Genomic DNA, 21,502 nt, shown 5'->3' with positions numbered 1-21,502 from the left:
TGTGTCGCCCTCATCCGGACCCCATCCATGAACCCGACTTCCCTCCTGCTTTCGGCTGTCCTGACCATGACCCTCTCCACCCCCACCGTCGCCGCGACGGCCGCCACCCCGCCCGATGCCGCCAGGAAGCCGCACGTGGTCAAGGCGCCGCACGGCGCGCAGCGCAACGACGAGTACTACTGGCTGCGCGACGACAAGCGCAAGAACCCGGAGATGCTGGCGTACCTCAATGCCGAGAACGCCTACGTCGACGCGCTGATGGCGCCGCTCAAGCCGCTGGAGAACAAGCTGTACGAGGAGATCGTCAGCCGCATCAAGCAGGACGACAGCTCGGTGCCGTACCGCGAGCGCGGCTATTACTACTACAGCCGCTTCGAGACCGGCCAGGACTATCCCATCCATGCTCGCCGCAGCGGCAACATGGACGCACCCGAGCAGGTCCTGCTCGACGTCAACGCGATGGCCAAGGACAAGGACTACTTCAGCGTCGGCGATTACGAAGTCAGCCAGGACAACCAGATTCTGGCCTGGGCCGACGATGCCGTCGGCCGTCGCCAGTACACGATCCGCTTCAAGAACCTCGCCACCGGCGAGGTCTACGCCGACGAGATCCCCGGCGTGTCGCCCAACATCGTCTGGGCCGACGACAACCGCACCTTGTTCTACGTCGAGAACGATCCGGAAACCCTGCTCACCGTACGCGTGAAGAAGCACGTACTCGGCACGCCGGCGTCGAAGGACGTGCTGGTGTACGAGGAGAAGGACGACAGCTTCTACATGGGCATCGACCGCTCGCGCGACGACAAGTACATCTGCATCGGCGTGGAGAGCACGGTGTCGAGCGAAATGCGCTGCGCACCGGCCGCCAACCCCGACAAGTTCGTGGTGCTGGCGCCGCGCGAGCGCGACGTCGAGTACCAGGCCGACCACCTCGACGGCCGCTGGGTCATCCGCACCAATGCCGACGGTGCCGCCAACTTCAAGCTCGTGACCGCGCCCAGCGATGCGACCTCGCGCAAGCAGTGGAAGGACTGGGTGCCGCACCGCGAGGACGTCTTCGTCGAAGGCTTCGAGCTGTTCGACGGCTTCACCGCCGTGGCCGAGCGTTCCGACGGCCTCGAGCGCCTGCGCCTGCTCAAGAAGGACGGCAAGGAAGAGTTCGTCAAGGCCGACGAACCGGCCTACGCGATGGGCCTGTCGGTCAACTCCGAGCACGACACGCCGTGGTTGCGCTACAGCTACACCTCGCTGACCACGCCGGGCACCACCTACGAGGTCAATGTCGACACCGGCGAGCGCAAGCTGCTCAAGCGCGATCCGGTGCTGGGCTACGACCCTACGAGGTACGTCACCGAGCGCGTCTGGGCGACCGCCCGCGACGGCGTCAAGGTGCCCGTGTCGCTGGTCTACAAGAAGGGCTTCGAGAAGAACGGCAAGGCAGCGATGCTGCAGTACGCCTATGGCAGCTACGGCAGTTCGACCGATCCGCGCTTCAACGGTCCGGTGGTGAGCCTGCTCGACCGCGGCATGGTCTACGCCATCGCGCACATCCGCGGCGGCCAGGAAATGGGCCGCAAGTGGTACGACGACGGCAAGCTGTTCCACAAGAAGAACACCTTCACCGACTTCATCGACGTCACCGACGACCTGGTCAAGCAGGGCTATGCCGCCAAGGATCGCGTCGCGGCCTACGGTGGCAGCGCCGGCGGCCTGCTGATGGGGGCGATCAGCAACATGGCGCCCGGCGACTACCGGGTGATCCTGTCGCAGGTGCCGTTCGTCGACGTGGTCACGACCATGCTCGATCCGAGCATCCCGCTGACCACCAACGAATACGACGAGTGGGGCAACCCGGAGAAGAAGGAGTACTACGACTACATGCTGTCGTACTCGCCCTACGACAACCTGTCGAAGCAGGCCTATCCGGCGATGTTCGTTGGCACCGGCCTGTGGGATTCGCAGGTGCAGTACTGGGAGCCGGCGAAGTACATCGCGCGCCTGCGCGACCTCGATGCCGGCACGCAGCCGATCGTGTTCCGCACCAACATGGACGCCGGCCACGGCGGCAAGTCGGGACGCTTCCGCCGCTACCGCGAGTTGTCGGAGATGTACGCATTCATGCTCGACCAGCTGGGCCTGGCCGGCGCGGGCACGACGGCCACCGCCGCCAAGTGATGCCGACGCCAGGCCGCTGGCGTTGGGCCTGGTGGCTGCTGGCCTACGTCAGCCTGGGCCTGGGGGTGATCGGGATCGTGATCCCCGGGCTGCCGACGGTGCCCTTCGTGCTGCTGTCGGCCTTTGCCGCTGCGCGTGGTTCGCAGCGGCTGCATGGCTGGCTGCTGGCGCACCGGCAATTCGGCCCGATGATCCGCGACTGGCAGGCACACGGCGCGGTCAGCCGTCGCGCCAAATGGCTGGCCGTGTCGACGATGTCCGCCTGCGCGCTGATCATGTTCCTGACCGCGCCACGCTGGTGGATGGCGGCTGCCGGGACCGCGATCATGATCGTGGTCGCAGTCTGGCTGTGGGCACGGCCGGAGCCGCCGCGGCCGCCGCGCTGACCGTCTCGCAGGCGCACGTCGAATCGTTCATCGCCGCGGGCTACACTGCGGCCATGAACGCAACTCCCGCCCCACGACAGATCCTCATCGCGCTGTCCCTGGTCGCGCTGCCGCTGGTCCTGGCCGGCTGCGGCAACAAGGGTCCGCTGATCCTGGCGCCCAAGTCGATCCCGGTCGACCCGTCGACCCTGCCGCCGATGACGCCGCCGGCCGAGCCGGCGCCCACCAGCGACGAGCCGACGAGCGAAGAGCCGGCCACTTCCGTGCCCGCCACGGATGCCGACGACATCGACGGCAAGAAGAAGGGCACCGCCGAGCCGACCACGGTTCCCGGCACGCTTCCCAAGCAGGCCGACGAAACCGATGGCTGAGCCCGTGCACGCGCGCAAGCCCGTACGGTTCAGCAAGATGCACGGCGCCGGCAACGACTTCGTCGTGCTGGATCTGCGTGGCGCCGCCGCCGCACCTTCGCCGGAACTGTGCCGCGTGCTCGGCGATCGCCATGTCGGTGTCGGCTGCGACCAGATCCTGACAGTCGAGGATGCCCAGGGCAGCGACGCCGTCGCCCGCTACCGCATCTGGAATGCCGACGGCTCCTCGTCGCAGCAGTGCGGCAATGGCGCGCGCTGCATCGCCGCCTGGCTGGTGCGCGACGCGCAGGGCAATGGCCGCGAACTGGCCAGGGACTTCCTGCTCGACAGCCCGGTCGGCACGCACGCGGTGACGCAGCTCGGCGAGGGCCGCTACCGCATCGTCATGGGCACGCCGCGTTTCGCCCCGGCCAGCATCCCGCTGCACGGCTTCGCCGGCGCCCAGGACGAGTACGTCGTCGAGCGCAACGATTCGGTGTTCACCTTCGGCGCGGTATCGATGGGCAACCCGCACGCGGTGATCGAAGTCGAGGACGTCGATGCCGCGCCGGTGGAGACCGTCGCGCCGGTGCTGCAGTCGCACACCGCATTCCCGGAATCAGTCAACGTCGGTTTTGCCCAGGTGGAGTCGCGCCAGCGCATCCGCCTGCGCGTGTACGAGCGCGGTGTCGGCGAGACGCTGGCCTGTGGCAGTGGCGCCTGCGCCGCCGCGGCGGTGCTGATGCGGCGTGGCCTCGTCGATCGTGACGTCACCGTGGCCTTGCCCGGTGGCGACCTGCAGATTTCCTGGCCGGCCGACGACGTGCCATTGACGATGTCCGGACCGACCGCATTCGTGTTCGAAGGGGAGTGGAACCAATGAACGAGACCCAGGAAAAGCTTGGCGCGCACGAAATCGCGGCCTGGCTGCGCCGGCACCCGCGGTTCCTGCAGCAGTTCCCCGACCTGGCCGTCACCCTGGTGGTGCCGCGCGAGGAAGGCTCGGCGGCGTCGCTGGCCAGCTATCAGCTGGAAGTGCTGCGCGACAAGAACCGCGAACTGTCGCGGCGCCTGCAGGAACTGTTCGGCAACGCGCAGGAGAACGAACGCCTGTCCGTTCGCACGCACCAGCTCACGCTGGCGCTGATGCGCCAGGACAGCGCGGCCGACACGCTGCGTGCGATGGCGGCCAGCCTGGCCGAGGATTTCAACGGCGACCTGGTGCGGCTGGTGGTGTTCAAGCCGGTCGACGGCATCGCCGACGTCGACTGGATGCAGGTGATCGCGCAGGACGATGCGCGCCTGCAACCGTTCCGCGATTGCCTGGGCGATGGCGAACCGCTGTGCGGCCGCCTGCAGCCGGAGAAGCACGCAGTGCTGTACGGCGTGCGCGCCGAGGAAGTGCAGTCGACCGCGCTGCTGCCGCTGCCGGGCGTGGGCATGGTCGCGGTGGGCAGCCGCGATGCGAACCGCTTCTTCCCGGGCATGGGCACGCTGTTCCTGCGCATGATGGGCGAGTCGCTGGTGACGGCATTGAAGCGGTTCGACGGCTGAGTCGATGAAGGCGAAGGCAAAGTCCCCCGATCCCCGCCTGCGCGGGGAAGACGGGGTGGGTGCCGATCCGACCGTCGAGCAATACCTTGCCCACCTGCAGGTCGAGCGGCGCATGTCGGCGCATACGCTCGATGCGTATCGCCGCGATCTGCTGGCGCTGGTGCAGTGGGCGCGGACGCAGTCCGTCGACGTCACTGCCTTGCACGCCGAACAGGTGCGCGCTTTCGTCGCATCCGAACACCGCCGCGGTCTGTCGCCAAAAAGCCTGCAGCGCCGGCTCTCGGCCTGCCGCAGTTTCTACGCCTGGCTGGTCCGCCAGGGCCGCTTGAGCGCGAGTCCGGCCGCCGCGATCCGCTCGCCGAAGGCGCCGCGCAAGTTGCCGCAGGTGCTCGATCCGGACGAAGCCAAGGCCTTGGTCGAAGTGCCGACCGATGCACCGCTCGGGCTGCGCGATCGCGCACTGCTCGAACTGTTCTATTCGTCCGGCCTGCGTTTGTCGGAGTTGTGCGGCCTGCGCTGGCGCGACATCGACCTGGCCGACGCGCTGGTGAACGTGCTCGGCAAGGGCAGCAAGCAGCGCAGCGTGCCGGTCGGCCGGCATGCGCGCGCCGCGCTGCAGGAATGGCACGCGTCGACCGGCGCCGCAAATGACGCTGCGGTATTCCCGGGGCGCGGCGGTGGACCGATCACGCCGCGCGCGGTGCAGCTGCGTCTGCGCCAGCTCGCGCAGCGCCAGGGGTTGTTCAAGCGCGTGCACCCGCATCTGCTGCGGCACTCGTTCGCCAGCCACATCCTGGAATCGTCCGGCGACCTGCGCGGCGTGCAGGAACTGCTTGGCCATGCCGACATCGCCACGACGCAGATCTACACGCACCTGGATTACCAGCACCTGGCGAAGGTGTATGACGCGGCGCATCCGCGGGCGAAGCGGAAGCCGTAAGGGCGTCCCCTCTCCCGGGCCGCCTTGAAAAGCCGCCCCGCCAGACCCCATCTCGTTCCGGTCCCCCCCGGAGGTCCCCATGGACCCGAGCCAGAACCCCAACGTCTTCCACGCCACCACCATCGTGTCGGTGCGCCGCGACGGCCGCGTCGCCGTCGCCGGCGACGGCCAGGTCACCCTTGGCCACACCGTGATGAAAGCCAACGCCCGCAAGGTCCGCCGCCTCGGCCGCGACGGTCAGGTGCTGGCCGGCTTCGCCGGCGCTGCCGCCGATGCGTTCACCCTGTTCGAACTGTTCGAGGCCAAGCTCGAGAAGCACGGGCAGCTTGCCCGCGCCGCCGTCGAACTGGCCAAGGATTGGCGCACCGAGCGCCGCCTGGGCAAGCTCGAAGCGCTGCTCGCGGTCGCCGACCGCGACACCTCGCTGATCATCAGCGGCACCGGCGACGTGATCGAGCCGGAGGACGGCATCATCGCCATTGGTTCGGGCGGCATGTACGCGCTGTCGGCCGCGCGCGCGCTGATCGCGCACACCCAGCTCGACGCCCGCACCATTGCCACCGAGGCCATCAACATCGCCGGCGACGTGTGCATCTACACGAACCGCAACGTCGTCATCGAAGAGCTCTGATCCCCCATGCCCATCAAGCCCGATACCAGTCACGCCACCATGACTCCGCGCGAGATCGTGCAGGAGCTCGACCGCCACATCGTCGGCCAGCACGCGGCCAAGCGCGCGGTCGCCATCGCGCTGCGCAACCGCTGGCGCCGCATGCAGCTCGACGACGATCTGCGCAATGAAGTGATGCCGAAGAACATCCTGATGATCGGCCCCACCGGCGTCGGCAAGACCGAGATCGCGCGCCGCCTGGCGACGCTCGCCAACGCGCCGTTCGTGAAGGTCGAAGCCACGCGTTTCACCGAAGTGGGCTACGTCGGCAAGGACGTCGAGCAGATCGTCCGCGACCTGGCCGACACCGCGGTCAAGCTGTACCGCGAGCAGGCCAAGCAGAAGGTGCGCACACAGGCCGAGGAACGCGCCGAGGAGCGCATCCTCGATGCACTGCTGCCGCGTCGCGCCGGCGCCACCAGCACCGTGTTCGGATTCAACGCCGCCGAAGCCGCCAAGGACGAACCCTCGTCGCAGGACAACGAGACCCGCGCCAAGCTGCGCAAGCAACTGCGCAGCGGCGCGCTCGACGACCGCGAGATCGAGATCGAAACCGCGGTCAACGTCGGCGTCGACATCATGGCGCCGCCCGGCATGGAAGAGATGGGCCAGCAGCTGCGGCAGATGTTCTCGCAGGTCGCCGGTGCCAAGACCCACAAGAAGACCATGGCGATCCGCACCGCGCGCCAGCAGCTGACCGAGGACGAGGCCGGCAAGCTGGTCAACGAAGATGACGTTCGCGAGGCCGCGATCGAAGCCTGCGAGCAGCACGGCATCGTCTTCATCGACGAGATCGACAAGGTCGCCAAGCGTGGTGAAAACGTGGGCGGCGGCGATGTCAGCCGCGAGGGCGTGCAGCGCGACCTGCTGCCGCTGGTGGAAGGTTCGACCGTGAGCACCAAGTACGGCCCGGTCAAGACCGACCACATCCTGTTCATTGCGTCGGGCGCGTTCCACCTGGCCAAGCCGAGCGACCTGATCCCGGAGCTGCAGGGCCGCTTCCCGATCCGCGTCGAACTGACCGCGCTGAGCAAGGACGATTTCGTCCGCATCCTGACCGAGCCGAAGGCGGCGCTGGTCACGCAGTACGTCGAGCTGCTCAAGACCGAAGGCGTCGCCGTGCAGTTCGGTGCCGACGCGGTGGAACGACTGGCCGAGATCGCCGCGCAGGTGAACGAGCGCCAGGAGAACATCGGCGCGCGGCGACTGCACACGGTGCTCGAGCGCCTGCTCGATACGCTGAGCTATGAAGCGCCCGATCGCGGTGGCCAGGCGATCACCATCGACCGGGCGTACGTGGAGTCGCACCTGGGCGAACTGGTGAAGGATCCGGATTTGAGCCGGTACATCCTCTAAGGCAAAAGCGCCCCTCTTCCGCCCTTCGGGCACCTTCTCCCACAAGGGGAGAAGGGAAGTGCCTTAACCCTCTCCCCTTGTGGGAGAGGGACAGGCTGCGAAGCAGCCAGGGAGAGGGGAAGCGCGCCTCAGCGCGCTTCGACCGTCACCTGCGTCTTCACCGAATTGGCAATGAAGCAGTTTCGGTGCGCCGACTCATGCAGCTTCACCAGCGCCTCCGCATCCGGCCCCTTGCCCGCCGCGAACACGATGCGCGGCCGCAACACCACCCGCGTCACCGCCAGGCGTCCTTCGCTGTTCTTCTCCAGCGTGCCGACCGCCTCGTCGAGGTAGTCATCGACCACCCAGCCTTTCTTCACCGCGATCGCCAGCAGCGTCAGCATGTGGCACGACGACAGGGCGACCACCAGGGCTTGCTCCGGATCCACGCCAGCGGCGTTGCCCAGGTATTCCGGCGCGGCCGAACCGGTGATGCGCTGGCCGCCCTCGAACGCCCACTCGTGGTCGCGCGAATAACCATCTGAATCGAACTGGCCGTCATTGCGAAGCCAGTGGATTGAAGCGCGATGCTCGGACATGGGCGGCTCCTGCGTTGGGGGAGCCGCCACGATGCCACAGCCGTGTCTACTTCGCGTTTGCGGTGGCCGACTTGGCCTTGCGCTCGCGCGTGTCCTCCAGCAGCTGGTCGCGTGCGGCCACCTGCAACTCGTCGATGCTGACCGCTTCCGGCGACTTGCCCAGGCGGGCGGTCAGGTCAGCGACGACGCGCTTGTTGGCATAGGTGTGCGGCGAGTTCATGTCGTCGCTCTGCGCGGTCAACATGTAGTCCAGCCGCTTGGCGCTGACTTCGCGGCCCTGCGCCAGCTCGACCAGTTTGGCGCGGTACTCCAGCTCCCACGGTGCCATGCCCGGAAACGCGTTCTGGTCGGCGAAGTGCTGCGTTTCGTGGCCGAGGAACACGACCCGGAACTCTTCGCTGTCGAGGCCCTGCGTGTACCTGCCGACGACGGCATACAGGGCCTTGTCCGTCGCCCAGCCACCGGCAGAGCCGCGCTCGCAGCGACCGTAGGCCATCCAGCCGCGGCTGACGAAATCGTCGAGCAGTTCGACGCGAACCGTGTACGGGCCCTCCGGCAGTTGCACGTCGTACATGCGCGTGTCCTGTTTGCGCCACACCATCAATTCGCGCAGCGGCGGCGTGCGGCCGAGCTGGGCGTGGTAGCCGTGCTGTTCCAACTGCGTCTGCAGCACCGGTTCGATCTCGTCCATGCTGGTCGCCTTGGCGGAGCTTGCGCCCAGGCGCTTGTGCAGCTTCGCCAGCAGCGCCGCTTCCTGTGTGTCGCGCTGCGCGGGTGCCGCCAACGAGCGCCACCAGTAGTCCTGGTAGTCGTCGAGCACGCCGCGCAGGAACTTGTCCTCGATCGTGGACGTGGTCAGCACCGGCTTGCGGGCGTGGTAGCGCTCGAGCATGCAGGCGCGGTAGTCGGCGTCCTTGCCCAGGAACCCGGTCGCCGGAGTCGCTTCCAGTGCCGCCACGGCGCGGGCGCTGTCGCCCTGCAGGATGGCGCTGGTGGATTCGGCGATGGCAGCTATCGCGGTCTTGCTGCTGGTCGGTTCGTCGGCGGCGGTCGCGGCGAACGCCGTGCACAGCAGGGCAGACGACAGGAACACGGTGGCCTTGGACTTCATCTGGATTCCATTCGGGGGTGGCGGTCGGGGTGCCGCCTTCGCCCCTATTGCAGTCGAAGGGCGACCGACCGGTCTTGAACGCATTTGATCTGGTGGCGCAACTGCCTCGGCGTGGCGCCGGTGGCGAGCCGCAGCGTCCGGTTCAGGTGGCTCTGGTCGCTGAAGCCGCTGGCCGCGGCGACCTCGGCCAGGGCCGCGTCGCCGCCGAGCATCGCCAGCGCCTGCCGGCAACGCAGTTCGCGCCGCAGCAGTTGCGGCGGCATGCCGTGCGAACGCAGGAAGCTGCGCGAGGCATGGGCCAGGGACACGCCTGCGCGGCGCGCCAGCAGCGACACCGGCAGATCGCCGTGCTGCAGCTCGTGCAGGAAGGCGGGCTGCCAGTCGTGCAGGGCAGGGTCATCGGCGGGGGTGCAGGCCCGCAGCAGGTCATCGAGATGGTGATGCGCGCGTGCGAACACGGCGCCAGCGTCGGCCAGGTTCGCCACCCGGAGGACCCGCAATGCCAGGCCGCCGGTATCCACCGGAAACGCTTCGTCCAGGTCCAGGTTGATCACCTTGGCGCCGTTGCGGCCGAAGCGGTTGCCGTGGGCGTGCCAGCGTGGATGCAGCACCAGCGTGCCCGGGGTGCATTCGACCGGGCCGTCGGCGCTGGCTTCCACGTAGCTGCCGTCCAGCACCAGCGCCGCATAGGCGCCGTCGTGGCGATGCGTGCGCAGCGTGTCCCCGGCGTCGTGGCGGGTCTCGTACTCATGGGCGGGCATGGCGGCATCCTGCGCGACGGCGGCGGTGGGGGCATCGGGCGGAAGTCACGATCGTCTCGTTCATCCGCGCACCCGGGTTGGATGCCGCGACCGCGGCAACCGTTGAAGCGGCCGGTCAGTCCTCGCCGATGTCCTCGTTCCACACGTCCGGGTGCGCGGCGATGTAGTCGCCCAGCATGTCGATGCACTCGCCGTCGTTGAGGTCGATGACCTCGACGTCGTTCTCGCGCAGCCAGTCGATGCCGCCGCGGAAGTTGACCGATTCGCCGACCACCACCGTGCCGATGTTGAACTGCCGCACCAGTCCGCTGCAGTACCAGCACGGCGCCAGCGTGGTGACCATGATCGTGTCGCGGTAGCGGCGCTGGCGGCCGGCCTTGCGGAAGGCATCGGTTTCGCCGTGCACCGACGGATCGCCTTCCTGGATGCGGCGGTTGTGGCCGCAACCGAGCAGGTTGCCGTCGCGGTGGTACAGCGCCGCGCCAATCGGGATGCCACCTTCGGCCAGGCCCTGGCGGGCTTCGGCGACGGCGGTGGCGAGCAGTGCGCGGTAGTCGGGCGTGGCGATCATGGAGGCACCTGTGCTTTTGCGCTGAGTCTATCGGGGAGCGCGGCGGAGCATGTCGATGTGCGGCACACCGTCGTCCAGATAAGGCTCCGATGACGGCACGAAGCCGTGCTTGCCGTAATAAGCCTGCAGGTGCTCCTGCGCGCCGATCTGGATGTCGGCGCCGGGCCAGCGCGCCTCGATCTGCTCCAGCGCCGCATGCAGCATCGGGTCGCCGAGGCCGCGGCCACGGTAGGCCGGCGCGGTCAGCACGCGGCCGAAACTGACCTGCGGGAAGCTCAGTCCGGGCGGCAGGATGCGCAGGTAAGCGGCCAGCTCACCGTTGTCGGCACGTCCGATCAGGTGGAGGGTCTGCGGATGCCGGTCCTTGCCGTCCGGGTCGAGGTACACGCAGTTCTGTTCGACCACGAACACTTCCGAGCGCAGCATCAGCAGCGCGTACAGCGTGTCGATGTCGAGCTCGCGGAAGTGCAGCGCCTGCCAGCGGATCGATGGGGTCTCGCTCATGCCGCCATGATGCCAGCGACGGCCGGCAATCTCAGTCGCCTTCGGCGGACGTGTCGATCTCGGCCACCACCGACATGCCCGGGCGCAGCCGCGCCGCGGCTTCCTGGCCGCCATCGATCGAGACCTTGACCGGGATGCGCTGGGCGATCTTGACGAAGTTGCCGGTGGCGTTGTCGGCCGGCAGCACGCTGAACTCGGAACCGGCCGCGGGCGAGATCTCCTGGACGCGGCCGTTCAACCGCTTGCCGCCCAGCGCATCGACGGTGAAACGCGCCGGCTGGCCGATGCGCATGTCCTCCATCTGCGTTTCCTTGTAGTTGGCCACTACCCACAACGTGCCCGGCACGAGCGCCATCAGCTGGGTGCCGTTGGTGACGTACGCGCCCTCGCGCACCGTCACCTGGCCGAGCTGGCCGTCGCGCGGTGCTTCGATGTGGGTGTGGTCGAGGTTGATCTGGGCCAGCTTGACCGCGGCCTCGGCACCGGCCACCGCCGCCTCCAGCGCGTCGCGATTTACGCTGACGCTGCGCACGGTCTGTTCGGCCGCTTCGACGGCTGCCCGCGACTGGTTGAGGCCAGCGACGGCCTGGGCGTTGGCGGCAAAGGCGTTGTCGAGGTCCTGCGCCGACAGCAACTGCTGTCCGGCCAGGCGGTCGGTGCGTTTCAAGGTCGCCGCGGTGCGCACGTGCAGTGCATTGTTGCTGGCGACCGTGGCACGGGTCTGCGCCACGTTCGCCTGGGCGCTTCGCAGCTGCTGGGTCCAGTTGGCGAGATTGGCGCGCGCGGCCTGCAGCTGCGCGCTGGCCTGGTCGACCTGCTGGCGGTACAGGCGGTCGTCGATCTGCACGAGCAGTTGCCCCTTGCGCACGTGCTGGAAATCGCGCACCGGCACGCGGGTGACGTAGCCGCTGACCTGCGGGCTGATCACCGTGACCTGGCCGCGAACGTAGGCGTTCTCGGTGCTCTGGATCGGCGTGCGGAAGGGGGGCAGGTGCCAGGCATACAGCACCACCAGCGCGCCGCCTATCGCCACTGCGGCGAAGATCGCGATCTGCCAGCGCGGGCGCGGCGGCGGCGTCGGCGGGGCTGCGGGTGCCGGTTGCGGCGGTGCCGAGGGCGCGGTGGGGGTGGGTGTGCTCATGGCGTGGAGGCTGCGGCTGCGTGGGCGGCGATCCGACGTTCGCGCCGGGCCTGCAGGCGCGCCCGGGTGGCGACGATCGTGAGCCAGATCATGGTCATCACGGCGATGGCGGCGATGGCGAAGTAGACATCGTTATAGGCAAGCACATTGGCTTCGCGTGAAGCCGCGGCGGCCAGTTGCCTCAGCCCCTGTGCATTGCGCAGCGCCGGGTCGGTCACCGCCTGTCCATAAACGTTGGCGCCGGACTGGATGCGCGCGACCACCAGCGGGTCGAGCAGGGTCAACGGCTCGACCAGCTGGCTGGAGTGGTACTTCTCGCGGATCACCTGGAAGGTGCTGAGGAATGCCGAGCCGAACAGCGCGCCGACGTTCTGGGTGATCGAGAACATCACGAAGAAGCTGATCAGGTTGCGCGGCTGCGCGATCACGCTGCCGACGCCGGCGATCAGCGCAGGCGCAAGGAAGAATGTGCTGCCGAAGCCGATCAGGAACTGGCTGACCATCAACTGCGGCGGCCGCGTCAGATTGTTCGAATACGCATCCATCAGCGCGCCGATGAGGATGCACGTCAACGCAATCAGCGCCGGCACGCGCGTCAGCACCGGCCTGACCGTCATCGCGCTGGTGGCGATGCCGATGATGCAGCCCAGCAGCACCACCGCGAACAGGCCGCGCATCTGCTCGTTGGTCAGGCCCATCGCCTGCAGGAATCCCACCGCACCGACGCTCTGCTCCGACAGCGCCATGCGCAGCAGGATGATCGCGATGCCAAGGCGCAGCATCAGCCCGCTGCTGAGCCAGCGCGTGTTGATCAGCGGGTTGGCGCGGAAGTGCTCGACCGCGACGCCGGCGGCCACCAGCACGATCGAGCCGGCCAGGCACCAGCCGATCCATGACGCCTCGCGCCACCAGACGATCCGTCCCAGCGACAGCACCGCGCAGAGCAGGGCCATGCCGACCGACAGCAGGGTGATGGACAGTGCATCAAGCCGTTCGAACACCTTGTAGCGATCGCCCGGCGGCAGTCGCAGCAACAGCACCGCGCCCAGCGACAGCAGGGCCAGGCCCAGCTCGAACAGATACAGGCCGCGCCACTCTCCGAACTCGAGCAGGTCGGGGGAGATCACCCTCGCGATGGGCGCGCCGATCTGGCTCACACCGATGCCGATGGCCAGCGCGCGCAGGCGGTGCTGCGCCGGCAGCGCTTGGATCATGTAGAACACGCCCAGCGTGGTCAGCGCCGCGCCGACGATGCCGTGCGCTGCGCGCACCGCGATGGCCGAGCCCGGTCCGTGCACGAACAGGTGCCCGAACGTGACCAGCGCATACAGCACCAGGCTGATCTCGGTGAACAGGCGCAGGCCGAACTGCTGTCGGAACTTGATCAGGATGAGGTTGGCCGAGACGTTGGTCATCACGTAGGCCGCCGGAAGCCAGGCGATCTCCGTGGCCGTCACCCCGAGCGACCCCTGCAACTGGAGCAGGTTGGTGGTGACCATGGCATTGCCGAGGCTGCCGGTGATCGCCACCAGCGCGCCGGTCAGCCCGAACGCCCAGCGCAGCCAGGTGGGGTGGTGCGGCGTCGAGGGCGAGCCCGGAAACAGTGGCCGCTCGTGCGGCAACCATTCACGGGGAGCAACCTGGCTCATGGCAGCGTGGCTCCTCGGGACCCGGGCAGGCCTAGGGGGCGGGCCCGGGAATTGCACTTGATGCGATAATCGCCGGATGAACCAGTCAAGCTCCGACAAGCCAGGCTCCGACAAGCCCGGCGACAAGCCCGGCACCACGCACTTCGGCTTCCGCGACGTACCCACCGGCGAGAAGCAGAAGCTGGTCGGCCAGGTCTTCTCCTCGGTCGCCAGCAAGTACGACCTGATGAACGACCTTATGTCGTTGGGCGTGCACCGCGTGTGGAAGCGCTATTTCGTCGGCACCGCCCAGGTCAAGCGCGGGGACCGCGTCCTCGACCTGGCCGGCGGCACCGGCGACATCGCCCTGCTGCTGCGCGACCGCGTCCTTCGACAGGCTCAGGATGGCCGGTACGAAGGTTGCATTGTTCTGGGCGATATCAACGGCGAGATGCTGCGCGTCGGCCGCGACCGCATGACCGACATGGGCAAGGTCGCCGGCTTCGAATACGTGCAGATGAACGCCGAGAAGCTGCCGTTCCCGGATGCCAGCTTCGACCTGGTCACCATTGCCTTCGGTCTGCGCAACGTCACCGACAAGGACGCGGCGCTGCGCGAGATGCACCGCGTGCTGAAGGTCGGCGGCCAGGCGCGCGTGCTGGAATTCTCGGAAGTGAAGGCCGACTGGTTCAAGCCGATCTACGACTTCCATTCCTTCAAGGTGCTGCCGCAGCTTGGCAAGCTCTTTGCCAACGATTCCGACAGTTACCAGTATCTGGCCGAAAGCATCCGCAAGCACCCGCCGCAGGACGAGCTGAAGGCGATGATGCAGGCGGCCGGCTTCGCACGTTGCGACTACCGCAACCTGTCGGGCGGCATCGTCGCGATCCACACCGGCTACAAGGTCTAGGACCTGTAACCGTCGTCCCGGCGAACGCCGGGACCCAGGCCCTCACGCCCCCAGCCCCCGCACCGTCATCCCGGCGAACGCCGGGACCCATCTTGACTGTGCTCCAGTTCACGCTGGAGGCCCCGCCGCGCCCGGTGCCCACCGCCCGGCGAGGCGCTAAACTCGACCGCTCACCCTGTCCGTCGTGGGCCCACATGCGTCATTCGATCCTGTCCCTCTGCCTCGTCGCCGCCCTTGCCGCCGGTTGCTCGCGCGATGCCGCGCCCCCGGCCGCCACCGCTTCCCTGGAGGCCGCCGCCGTGGCCGCATCCGACCAGAAGTCCACCGCCATCGTCGACGAGTTCTCCTACGCCGAACCGTCCAAGGTCCGCATCAACGACCTCGCCCTGATGCTCAACGTCGACTTCGACAAGAAGCAGCTCAGTGGCAGCGCGACCTACACCCTGGACTGGACCGACCCGAAGGCGACGCAGCTGGTGCTGGACTCGCGCGACATCACTGTCGAGAAAGTCGTCGGCGAGCGCGCCGACGGCAAGTGGGACGACCTGACGTGGAAGGTCGGCGACAAGGCCAAGACCCTCGGCAACAAGTTCGTGATCGATGCACCGGCACGCAACAAGCGCATCCGCGTCACCTACCACACCTCGCCCGACGCATCGGGCCTGCAGTGGCTGACGCCGGCGATGACCGAAGGCAAGAAGACGCCCTTCATGTTCAGCCAGTCGCAGCAGATCCACGCACGCTCGTGGGTGCCGTTGCAGGACACGCCGCAGGTGCGCTTCACCTACACCGCGCACGTGACCTCGCCCAAGGACGCGATGGTGCTGATGAGCGCCGCCATCGATGACGCGGTAGATAAGGGCGCGGCGGTGCGTGACGGCGACTACACCTTCACCATGCCGCAGAAGATCCCGTCGTACCTGCTGGCGATCGCCGCCGGCGACCTGGTGTTCCAGCCGATCAGCGGCCGCGCCGGCGTCTGGGCGGAGCCGGCGATGGTGAAGAAGGCGGCGAAGGAATTCGACGACACCGAGAAGATGATGCAGACGGCCGAGCGCCTGTACGGCCCGTACCGCTGGGAGCGTTACGACATCCTCGTGCTGCCGCCGTCGTTCCCGTATGGCGGCATGGAAAACCCGCGCATGACCTTCGCCACGCCGACCGTGATCGTCGGCGACAAGTCGCTGGTGTCGCTGGTCGCGCACGAGCTGGCGCACAGCTGGTCGGGCAACCTGGTGACGTTCTCCACGCCCAAGGACAGCTGGCTCAACGAAGGCTTCACCAGCTACGTCGAGAACCGCATCGTCGAAGACCTGTACGGCAAGGAAGCAGCCGACATGGAGAAGGTGATCTCGCGCAACGAGCTCGCCGCCGAGTACAAGGAAATCGATCCGAAGCTGCAGGTGCTGGCACAGCGCCCGGGCACGGTGAGCGACCCCGATGACTCCAGCAGCTCGACCGTCTACACCAAGGGCGCCTGGTTCCTGCAGTTCCTCGAGGAGCGCTACGGCCGCGATGTGTTCGATCCGTTCCTGAAGGGCTACTTCGACCACTTCGCCTTCCAGAGCATCCCGACCACCACGTTCATCGAGTACGCCAAGGCCAACCTGCTCGCCAAGAACCCGGGCAAGGTGAGCGAAGCCGAACTCGACGAATGGATCTACCAGCCGGGCGTCCCGGCCGATGCACCCAAGACGGTCTCGCCGCGTTTCGATGCGGTCGATGCCGCGCGCAAGGCATGGCTTGACGCCGGCACGCTGCCTGCCAAGGACGCGACCGCGAAGTGGAGCACGCAGGAATGGGTGCACTTCATCGACGGCATGCCCGAAACGCTCAAGCCCGAGCAGCTGGCTGCGCTCGATGCCGCTTACCACTTCACCGGCACGCCGAACGGCGAGATCGCCCAGCGCTGGTATCCGCTCGCCGTGCGCAGTGGCTACACGCAGGCCAACGACGCGATCGCCGCGTTCCTGGAACGTATCGGCCGCCGCAAGCTGATCATGCCGACCTACAGCGAACTGGTGAAAACGCCTGCAGGCCTGAAGCTGGCGCAGGACACCTTCGCCAAGGCGCGACCGGGCTACCACCCGATCACCACCGAGTCGGTTGAAGCGGCGATCGCCAAGGCGCAGCAGGCGACCGCCAAGCAGTAACCGCTCCGTGCCCTCCCTTTCGCGCGGCGAAGGGGAGGGCAGGGCGTCGCTCCCAAAGGCAAATCCAGGGGATCCATCCGTGACGCACCGCAGCCTCAGGCTCCTGGCGATCGTCATTCCGCTGCTGCTCGTGCTGGTCGTCGCTGTCGTCCTCTGGCGCGATCCCTACAGCGTCGTGCGGGCCGACTTCGCCCGCCAGCGCATCGCCGCCGGCCTGTCGCGCGACAGCGCCGTGATCGATGGCCACCGCTGGGTCTACGCCTACAGCGACGATGCACCGAAGGACGCACCCACCGTGGTGATGCTGCATGGCTTCACCGGCAGCAAGGAAAACTGGTACCCGGTCGCGAAGCTCCTGCGCGGGCACTACCGCCTGCTGATCCCCGACCTGCCGGGCTGGGGCGAAAGCCAGCGCGTCGACGGCGCCGACTATGGCTTCCTCGCCCAGAGCGAGCGTGTCGATCACTTCATCGCAAAGGTCGCCGCCGACACGCGCGGTGTCGTCCTGCTCGGACACTCCATGGGCGGTGGCATCGCCGCAGTGGTGGCCGCGCGCTATCCGCAGCAGGTCGCGCGCGTCGGCCTGATCGACGCCGCCGGTGTGCGCTTCGCCGACAACCGTTTCGGCGAGCAGGTACTGGCCGGCAAGAACCCGTTCGCGGTCGAGGACGAGGCATCGCTCAAGCGCTATCTCGATACCGTTTTCCACGATGCCAAGGCACGACCGTGGGCGCCGTGGCCGGCCAGCAGCATCTACATCAATCGCCGTCGTGGCGATGCGGCGTTCGAGCAGCAGGTGCTCGAACGCATCGGTCGCGGCGACGAGAGCTTCCTGCCCGGCAAGGCCGCAGTCGCGATTCGCCAGCCGGCACTGCTGCTGTGGTGCCGGCAGGACGCGGTGATCGATTTCAGCGCGATGGCGCTGTACGCCGAGCGCATCCCGCAGGCAAATCGCGTGTTGCTCGATGGCTGCGGGCACATGTCGCTGGTCGAACAACCCCAGATGGTCGCGCAGGCGATCGAGATGCTGATCGAACGAGGGCAGTCGCAATGATCCAGCGCAACATCAGTTCACTGACCGCCGCCGTCGTGCTCGCCGCGACCCTGGCGCTGGCCGCGTGCGAGCCGGCGCAGGACCCTAAGGTCGCCGAGGCGCAACAGGCGGCTGCGCGCGAGCAGGAGGCCGATGCCATGGCCGCCGCGTTCGAGGCCGAGTACGGCAAGCAGAACTGGGAACTGGCCCGCGCCCATGGTGACGTGCTGATGGCCAAGTACCCGACCAGTGCCGCCGCGGCACGCATCGAGGAGCGCCACCGGGAAGTGAAGGACAAGGCGGACAAGGCCCGCGAGCAACGGCGCACTGCCGCGTTGTGGACCTACCAGACGCAACCGGTGAAGGGTGGCGAGCAGCTGTCGGCATCGATCTACGGCAAGGACTACGTCGACACCGACGGCAGCGGCGCGCGTCCGGTGCAGCTGATCTTCCGCGACCACCCCGACTGGGGCCGCAGCAGCTACCTGGTGCTGGAAGCCGGCGACTTCGATTGCTACGGCGGCTGCAAGGTGAAGCTGTCGGTCGACGATGCCGCGCCCAAGGCCGTGGCCGCGAGCCGGCCCAAGACCGACCAGGCGATCGCGATGTTCATCGAGGACGAGCGCGCGCTGTGGAAGACGGTGAAGTCGGCCAGGCGCATCGCCATCGAGTTCCCGGTCAAGGCCGGCGGAACGCGCACGGCGGTATTCGAGGTTGGCGGCCTGGATCCGACGAAGCTGCCCAAGTGGAACTGATTTGCACAGTTACACAAAATGGGTATCTAATTACCCGTAATGGGTACCAAGGCCACCGCCAGTTCGGCTTCGAAGGTTCGGAAGCGCGCCCCTCGCGTCGACATTCCGGCGCGCGTCAGCGTCGCCGATGCCCTGTTCACCACGACCCAGCAGCGCGTGCTTGCGCTGTTGTTCGGCCAGCCGGAGCGAAGCTTCTTCACCAAGGAGTTGATCGGGCTCGCCGGTGGCGGTTCCGGCGCGGTGCAGCGCGAGTTGGGCCGATTGCAGCACAGCGGCCTGATCAAGCAGACCCTGGTCGGTAATCAAAAGCACTACCAGGCCAACGTCGACGCTCCGATCTATTGCGAGCTGCGCGGGATCGTCAGCAAGATGCTCGGACCGGCACAGGTGCTGCAGGAAGCCTTGGCGCCACTAGCCGATGAGATACGACTCGGTCTCCTCTACGGTTCCGTTGCGGGCCGACGCGATACCGCGCTGAGCGACATCGACGTGCTGCTCGTTTCGGACAGTCTGACCTTGGAGCAGGTGTTGACTGCCCTGATGTCCGCCGAGAAGCGCCTTGGACGGCCAATCAACCCGACGCTTTACACGCTCGCGGAGTTTCGTCGCAGACACGCGCAGCGCAGTGCCTTCCTGCTAAAACTGCTGGCAGGGGAAACCGTGGCATTGATCGGGAACAAGGATGAGTTCGCCGCCGCTGGATAATCTGCTGCGCATCGGTCAGCTCAAGGCCGAGTCTCCCGCGAAGATCGAAATCGAAGGACTGCTCCGTTCCGGCCGCGTGCGCCTTGCCGATGCCGGCAATACGACACTGAGCCTGGAGAGCCGTTTCGATCTGGCCTACAACGCCGCGCACGCACTGTCGTTGGCGGCGTTGCGCTGGCATGGCTACCGCTCGGAGAGCCGCTATCTGGTTTTCCAGACGCTCCAGCACACGTTGTCGCTGGACAATCTCCAGTGGCGAGTTCTTGACCAGGCCCATCGCAAGCGCAACCTGGCTGAATACGAGGGCGACATGGACATCGATGAGGCCCTGGTCGACGCCTTGGTGCGAGTGACCCGGCTAGTCGCCGACCGCGTCGCCGCGCTGGGGGCGATACCCGGCACTTGATCGGTTGGCATGAAGGCAACGTGGTTCATGGCCGCGGCGACGCTTACGTGGTCATTACAAGCGTGGAGTAAAGTCCAGATTCGACAGGACAGACGGTCCTGTTGCTGCGGCGCCCGCCCGGATGCGCGCGCCGGTCCATCCCCAGCGGCACGGCCGTGACTGGAGCGCAGCCGAGCCAGGCGGAGGCCGCCATGCTCTCACCACGCCTGCACAACCTGCTCGACCAGGGGCACGCGCCCTACACCACGCTCAACCACCCGCGCACGATCACCGCGCACGACACCGCGTCGATCGCACACATCGAGCCGGTGCATTTCGCCAAGACGGTGATGATCAAGGCCGACGGACGGCTGGCGATGGTGGTGATGCCGTCGACGTACCGCGCAGACCTGTATCGACTGGGCCTGGCCCTGGGCGGTGCGACGGTCGAGCTGGCCGAGGAGACCGAGTTCCGCGGCGCGTTCCCCGATTGCGAACCCGGGGCGATGCCACCGTTCGGGCATCTATACGGCATGCCGGTGTATGTCGATTCGCGCCTGGCGCACCAGGACGAGATCGCATTCAACGCAGGCAACCACACCGAAGTGGTGCGGATGCCCTACAAGGAGTTCGAACGCCTCGCGGCGCCCGAACTGCTGTGGCTCGCGCACATGATGTGACGCTGCTGCCGGTGCTTGATTACAGCGAGTAGCCGAACTGCTGCTTGAACTGTTCGTTGAACTCGTCGTAGTCGAAGCGCTGGTTCTGCGTGCCCGGGTGTTCGACCTTGAGCGCGCCCATCAGGTTGCCCATGCGGCCGATGGTCAGCCAGTCGTAGCCCTTCTCGATGCCGAAGATCAGGCCGGCGCGGAATGCATCGCCGCAGCCGGTCGGGTCGGTCACGCGACGCTCGTGCGCCGGCGGAATGTCGTAGGTCTTTTCCGGCGTGTGGATCTGCGAGCCGTGCGGGCCGCGCGTGGTGATGTATGCCTTCACCCGCTTGACGATGTCGTTCTCGCTCCAGCCGGTGCGTTCCTGCAGCAGGTTGGACTCGTAGTCGTTGACGGTGACGTAGTCGGCCTGCTCGATGAAGTGGCGCAGCTCTTCGCCGTTGAACAGCGGCATCGCCTGGCCCGGATCGAAGATGAAGGGAATGCCCAGCTCGGCGAACTCGGTGGCGTTCTGCAGCATGCCTTCGCGACCGTCGGGGCTGACGATGCCGAAGCTCACGCCCTTGACGTCGCGCACGTGGTTCTCGTAGCTGCGCATCATCGCGCCTGGATGGAACGCGGTGATCTGGTTGTTGTCGTGGTCGGTGGTGATGAAGGCCTGCGGCGTGAACAGCTCCTCGATCTCCTTCACCTGCGCCAGGTTGATGCCCTGCTGCTCGAAGTGCTCGCGGTACGGGCCGAAGTCCTGGCCGACGGTGGCCATCGGAATCGGATCGCCGCCGAGCAGCTTGAGGTTGTAGGCGATGTTGCCGGCGCAGCCGCCGAACTCGCGGCGCATGCGCGGCACCAGGAACGAGACGTTCAGGATGTGAACCTTGTCCGGCAGGATGTGGTTCTTGAACTGGTCCGGAAACACCATGATCGTGTCGTAGGCCAGAGAGCCGCAGATCAGCGCAGACATCGGTCGTACCCCAAAGAAAAAAAGCGGCCGGAGCGCCGCGCGGGCGCTAGGGTAGCCGCTGGGCGCCCGAACGGCCAGCAGCCCGGTCGGCCGCCTGCGTTTGGCGCGTTTGACCCTGTCCCGGCTCCCCATTGCGTCCGCTTCCGTGACCGCGACCCCCGGGGTGACCACCGGCGGCACGAAGTGCCGGGAATTGCAGGTTTT

General features: G+C 67.3%; 22 protein-coding genes and 1 pseudogene. 15 read left to right on the top strand and 8 right to left on the bottom strand.

Going from position 1 to position 21,502, the window contains the following annotated elements; genetic code table 11:
* Nucleotides 1-27: 27 nt before the first annotated feature.
* The 8 genes from AC3A3Q_RS03810 (at nucleotide 28) to hslU (ending at nucleotide 7,431) form a co-directional block, all read left to right on the top strand.
* Nucleotides 28-2,175 (top strand): S9 family peptidase, encoded by a 2,148-nt coding sequence (locus AC3A3Q_RS03810; RefSeq protein ID WP_487584969.1) that lies wholly within the window; start codon nucleotides 28-30, stop codon nucleotides 2,173-2,175.
* Complete coding sequence (locus tag AC3A3Q_RS03805) at nucleotides 2,175-2,561, top strand: YbaN family protein (RefSeq protein WP_487584968.1); 387 nt, start codon at nucleotides 2,175-2,177, stop codon at nucleotides 2,559-2,561. Before AC3A3Q_RS03810 ends, AC3A3Q_RS03805 begins: the two co-directional genes overlap by 1 nt.
* A 53-nt stretch (nucleotides 2,562-2,614) precedes the next feature.
* A complete protein-coding gene (gene lptM / locus AC3A3Q_RS03800; protein ID WP_487584967.1) occupies nucleotides 2,615-2,932 on the top strand; it encodes an LPS translocon maturation chaperone LptM in 318 nt (105 codons plus the stop codon).
* Nucleotides 2,925-3,794: a diaminopimelate epimerase gene (dapF, locus tag AC3A3Q_RS03795; protein WP_487584966.1), complete on the top strand. Its 870-nt coding sequence runs from the start codon at nucleotides 2,925-2,927 to the stop codon at nucleotides 3,792-3,794. The genes lptM and dapF overlap by 8 nt, the downstream gene beginning before the upstream one ends.
* On the top strand, nucleotides 3,791-4,465 hold the full coding sequence (locus AC3A3Q_RS03790; RefSeq protein WP_487584965.1) for a DUF484 family protein: 675 nt from the start codon (nucleotides 3,791-3,793) through the stop codon (nucleotides 4,463-4,465). Before dapF ends, AC3A3Q_RS03790 begins: the two co-directional genes overlap by 4 nt.
* A gap of 4 nt (nucleotides 4,466-4,469) precedes the next feature.
* The gene (xerC, locus tag AC3A3Q_RS03785) at nucleotides 4,470-5,405 is read left to right on the top strand and encodes a tyrosine recombinase XerC (protein WP_487584964.1); all 936 of its coding nucleotides are present in this window, start codon (nucleotides 4,470-4,472) and stop codon (nucleotides 5,403-5,405) included.
* Nucleotides 5,406-5,484: 79 nt separating this feature from the next.
* Nucleotides 5,485-6,036, top strand: coding sequence for an ATP-dependent protease subunit HslV (hslV, locus tag AC3A3Q_RS03780; protein ID WP_200607354.1), 552 nt, complete (start codon nucleotides 5,485-5,487; stop codon nucleotides 6,034-6,036).
* A 6-nt stretch (nucleotides 6,037-6,042) separates the two neighbouring features.
* Nucleotides 6,043-7,431: an ATP-dependent protease ATPase subunit HslU gene (gene hslU, locus AC3A3Q_RS03775; RefSeq protein WP_487584963.1), complete on the top strand. Its 1,389-nt coding sequence runs from the start codon at nucleotides 6,043-6,045 to the stop codon at nucleotides 7,429-7,431.
* Between the two features lie 128 nt (nucleotides 7,432-7,559).
* Here the strand turns inward: hslU and AC3A3Q_RS03770 are convergent, their stop codons facing one another.
* The 7 genes and pseudogenes from AC3A3Q_RS03770 to AC3A3Q_RS03740 form a co-directional block, all read right to left on the bottom strand.
* The gene (locus tag AC3A3Q_RS03770) at nucleotides 7,560-8,009 is read right to left on the bottom strand and encodes an OsmC family protein (protein WP_487584962.1); all 450 of its coding nucleotides are present in this window, start codon (nucleotides 8,007-8,009) and stop codon (nucleotides 7,560-7,562) included.
* Nucleotides 8,010-8,055: 46 nt separating this feature from the next.
* Nucleotides 8,056-9,120, bottom strand: a complete 1,065-nt coding sequence (locus tag AC3A3Q_RS03765) for a hypothetical protein (protein ID WP_487584961.1) — start codon at nucleotides 9,118-9,120, stop codon at nucleotides 8,056-8,058.
* Nucleotides 9,121-9,164: 44 nt separating this feature from the next.
* Nucleotides 9,165-9,881: an AraC family transcriptional regulator gene (locus AC3A3Q_RS03760; protein WP_487584960.1), complete on the bottom strand. Its 717-nt coding sequence runs from the start codon at nucleotides 9,879-9,881 to the stop codon at nucleotides 9,165-9,167.
* Between the two features lie 115 nt (nucleotides 9,882-9,996).
* Nucleotides 9,997-10,452 (bottom strand): nucleoside deaminase, encoded by a 456-nt coding sequence (locus AC3A3Q_RS03755; RefSeq protein ID WP_487584959.1) that lies wholly within the window; start codon nucleotides 10,450-10,452, stop codon nucleotides 9,997-9,999.
* Nucleotides 10,453-10,479: 27 nt separating this feature from the next.
* Complete coding sequence (locus tag AC3A3Q_RS03750) at nucleotides 10,480-10,956, bottom strand: GNAT family N-acetyltransferase (RefSeq protein ID WP_487584958.1); 477 nt, start codon at nucleotides 10,954-10,956, stop codon at nucleotides 10,480-10,482.
* A 31-nt stretch (nucleotides 10,957-10,987) separates the two neighbouring features.
* The gene (locus AC3A3Q_RS03745; protein WP_487584957.1) at nucleotides 10,988-12,097 is read right to left on the bottom strand and encodes an HlyD family secretion protein; all 1,110 of its coding nucleotides are present in this window, start codon (nucleotides 12,095-12,097) and stop codon (nucleotides 10,988-10,990) included.
* Nucleotides 12,098-12,168: 71 nt separating this feature from the next.
* Nucleotides 12,169-13,746, bottom strand: a pseudogene (locus tag AC3A3Q_RS03740) (MFS transporter); the annotation flags it as partial.
* A gap of 76 nt (nucleotides 13,747-13,822) precedes the next feature.
* On the opposite strand from AC3A3Q_RS03740, the gene ubiE reads away from it, so the two are divergent.
* From ubiE to AC3A3Q_RS03705, 7 genes are all read left to right on the top strand, one after another.
* Nucleotides 13,823-14,635: a bifunctional demethylmenaquinone methyltransferase/2-methoxy-6-polyprenyl-1,4-benzoquinol methylase UbiE gene (gene ubiE, locus AC3A3Q_RS03735; RefSeq protein WP_487584956.1), complete on the top strand. Its 813-nt coding sequence runs from the start codon at nucleotides 13,823-13,825 to the stop codon at nucleotides 14,633-14,635.
* Between the two features lie 194 nt (nucleotides 14,636-14,829).
* Entirely contained in the window at nucleotides 14,830-16,788 is a 1,959-nt protein-coding gene (locus AC3A3Q_RS03730) for a M1 family metallopeptidase (protein ID WP_487584955.1), read from the top strand.
* A gap of 79 nt (nucleotides 16,789-16,867) precedes the next feature.
* On the top strand, nucleotides 16,868-17,842 hold the full coding sequence (locus AC3A3Q_RS03725; RefSeq protein ID WP_487584954.1) for an alpha/beta fold hydrolase: 975 nt from the start codon (nucleotides 16,868-16,870) through the stop codon (nucleotides 17,840-17,842).
* Nucleotides 17,839-18,576, top strand: a complete 738-nt coding sequence (locus AC3A3Q_RS03720; RefSeq protein ID WP_487584953.1) for a hypothetical protein — start codon at nucleotides 17,839-17,841, stop codon at nucleotides 18,574-18,576. The genes AC3A3Q_RS03725 and AC3A3Q_RS03720 overlap by 4 nt, the downstream gene beginning before the upstream one ends.
* A 39-nt stretch (nucleotides 18,577-18,615) precedes the next feature.
* Complete coding sequence (locus AC3A3Q_RS03715; RefSeq protein ID WP_487584952.1) at nucleotides 18,616-19,281, top strand: nucleotidyltransferase domain-containing protein; 666 nt, start codon at nucleotides 18,616-18,618, stop codon at nucleotides 19,279-19,281.
* Nucleotides 19,259-19,687, top strand: coding sequence for a hypothetical protein (locus AC3A3Q_RS03710; RefSeq protein WP_487584951.1), 429 nt, complete (start codon nucleotides 19,259-19,261; stop codon nucleotides 19,685-19,687). The genes AC3A3Q_RS03715 and AC3A3Q_RS03710 overlap by 23 nt, the downstream gene beginning before the upstream one ends.
* Before the next feature lie 191 nt (nucleotides 19,688-19,878).
* Nucleotides 19,879-20,346, top strand: a complete 468-nt coding sequence (locus AC3A3Q_RS03705; RefSeq protein WP_386702847.1) for an aminoacyl-tRNA deacylase — start codon at nucleotides 19,879-19,881, stop codon at nucleotides 20,344-20,346.
* Between the two features lie 19 nt (nucleotides 20,347-20,365).
* Here AC3A3Q_RS03705 and AC3A3Q_RS03700 read toward each other — a convergent pair whose 3' ends face one another.
* A complete protein-coding gene (locus tag AC3A3Q_RS03700) occupies nucleotides 20,366-21,298 on the bottom strand; it encodes a carbohydrate kinase family protein (protein WP_487584950.1) in 933 nt (310 codons plus the stop codon).
* Nucleotides 21,299-21,502: the final 204 nt, after the last annotated feature.

It is taken from the genome of Lysobacter sp. Soil_C_59, from assembly GCF_057656415.1.
This window is presented reverse-complemented; position numbering and strand designations above follow the sequence as displayed.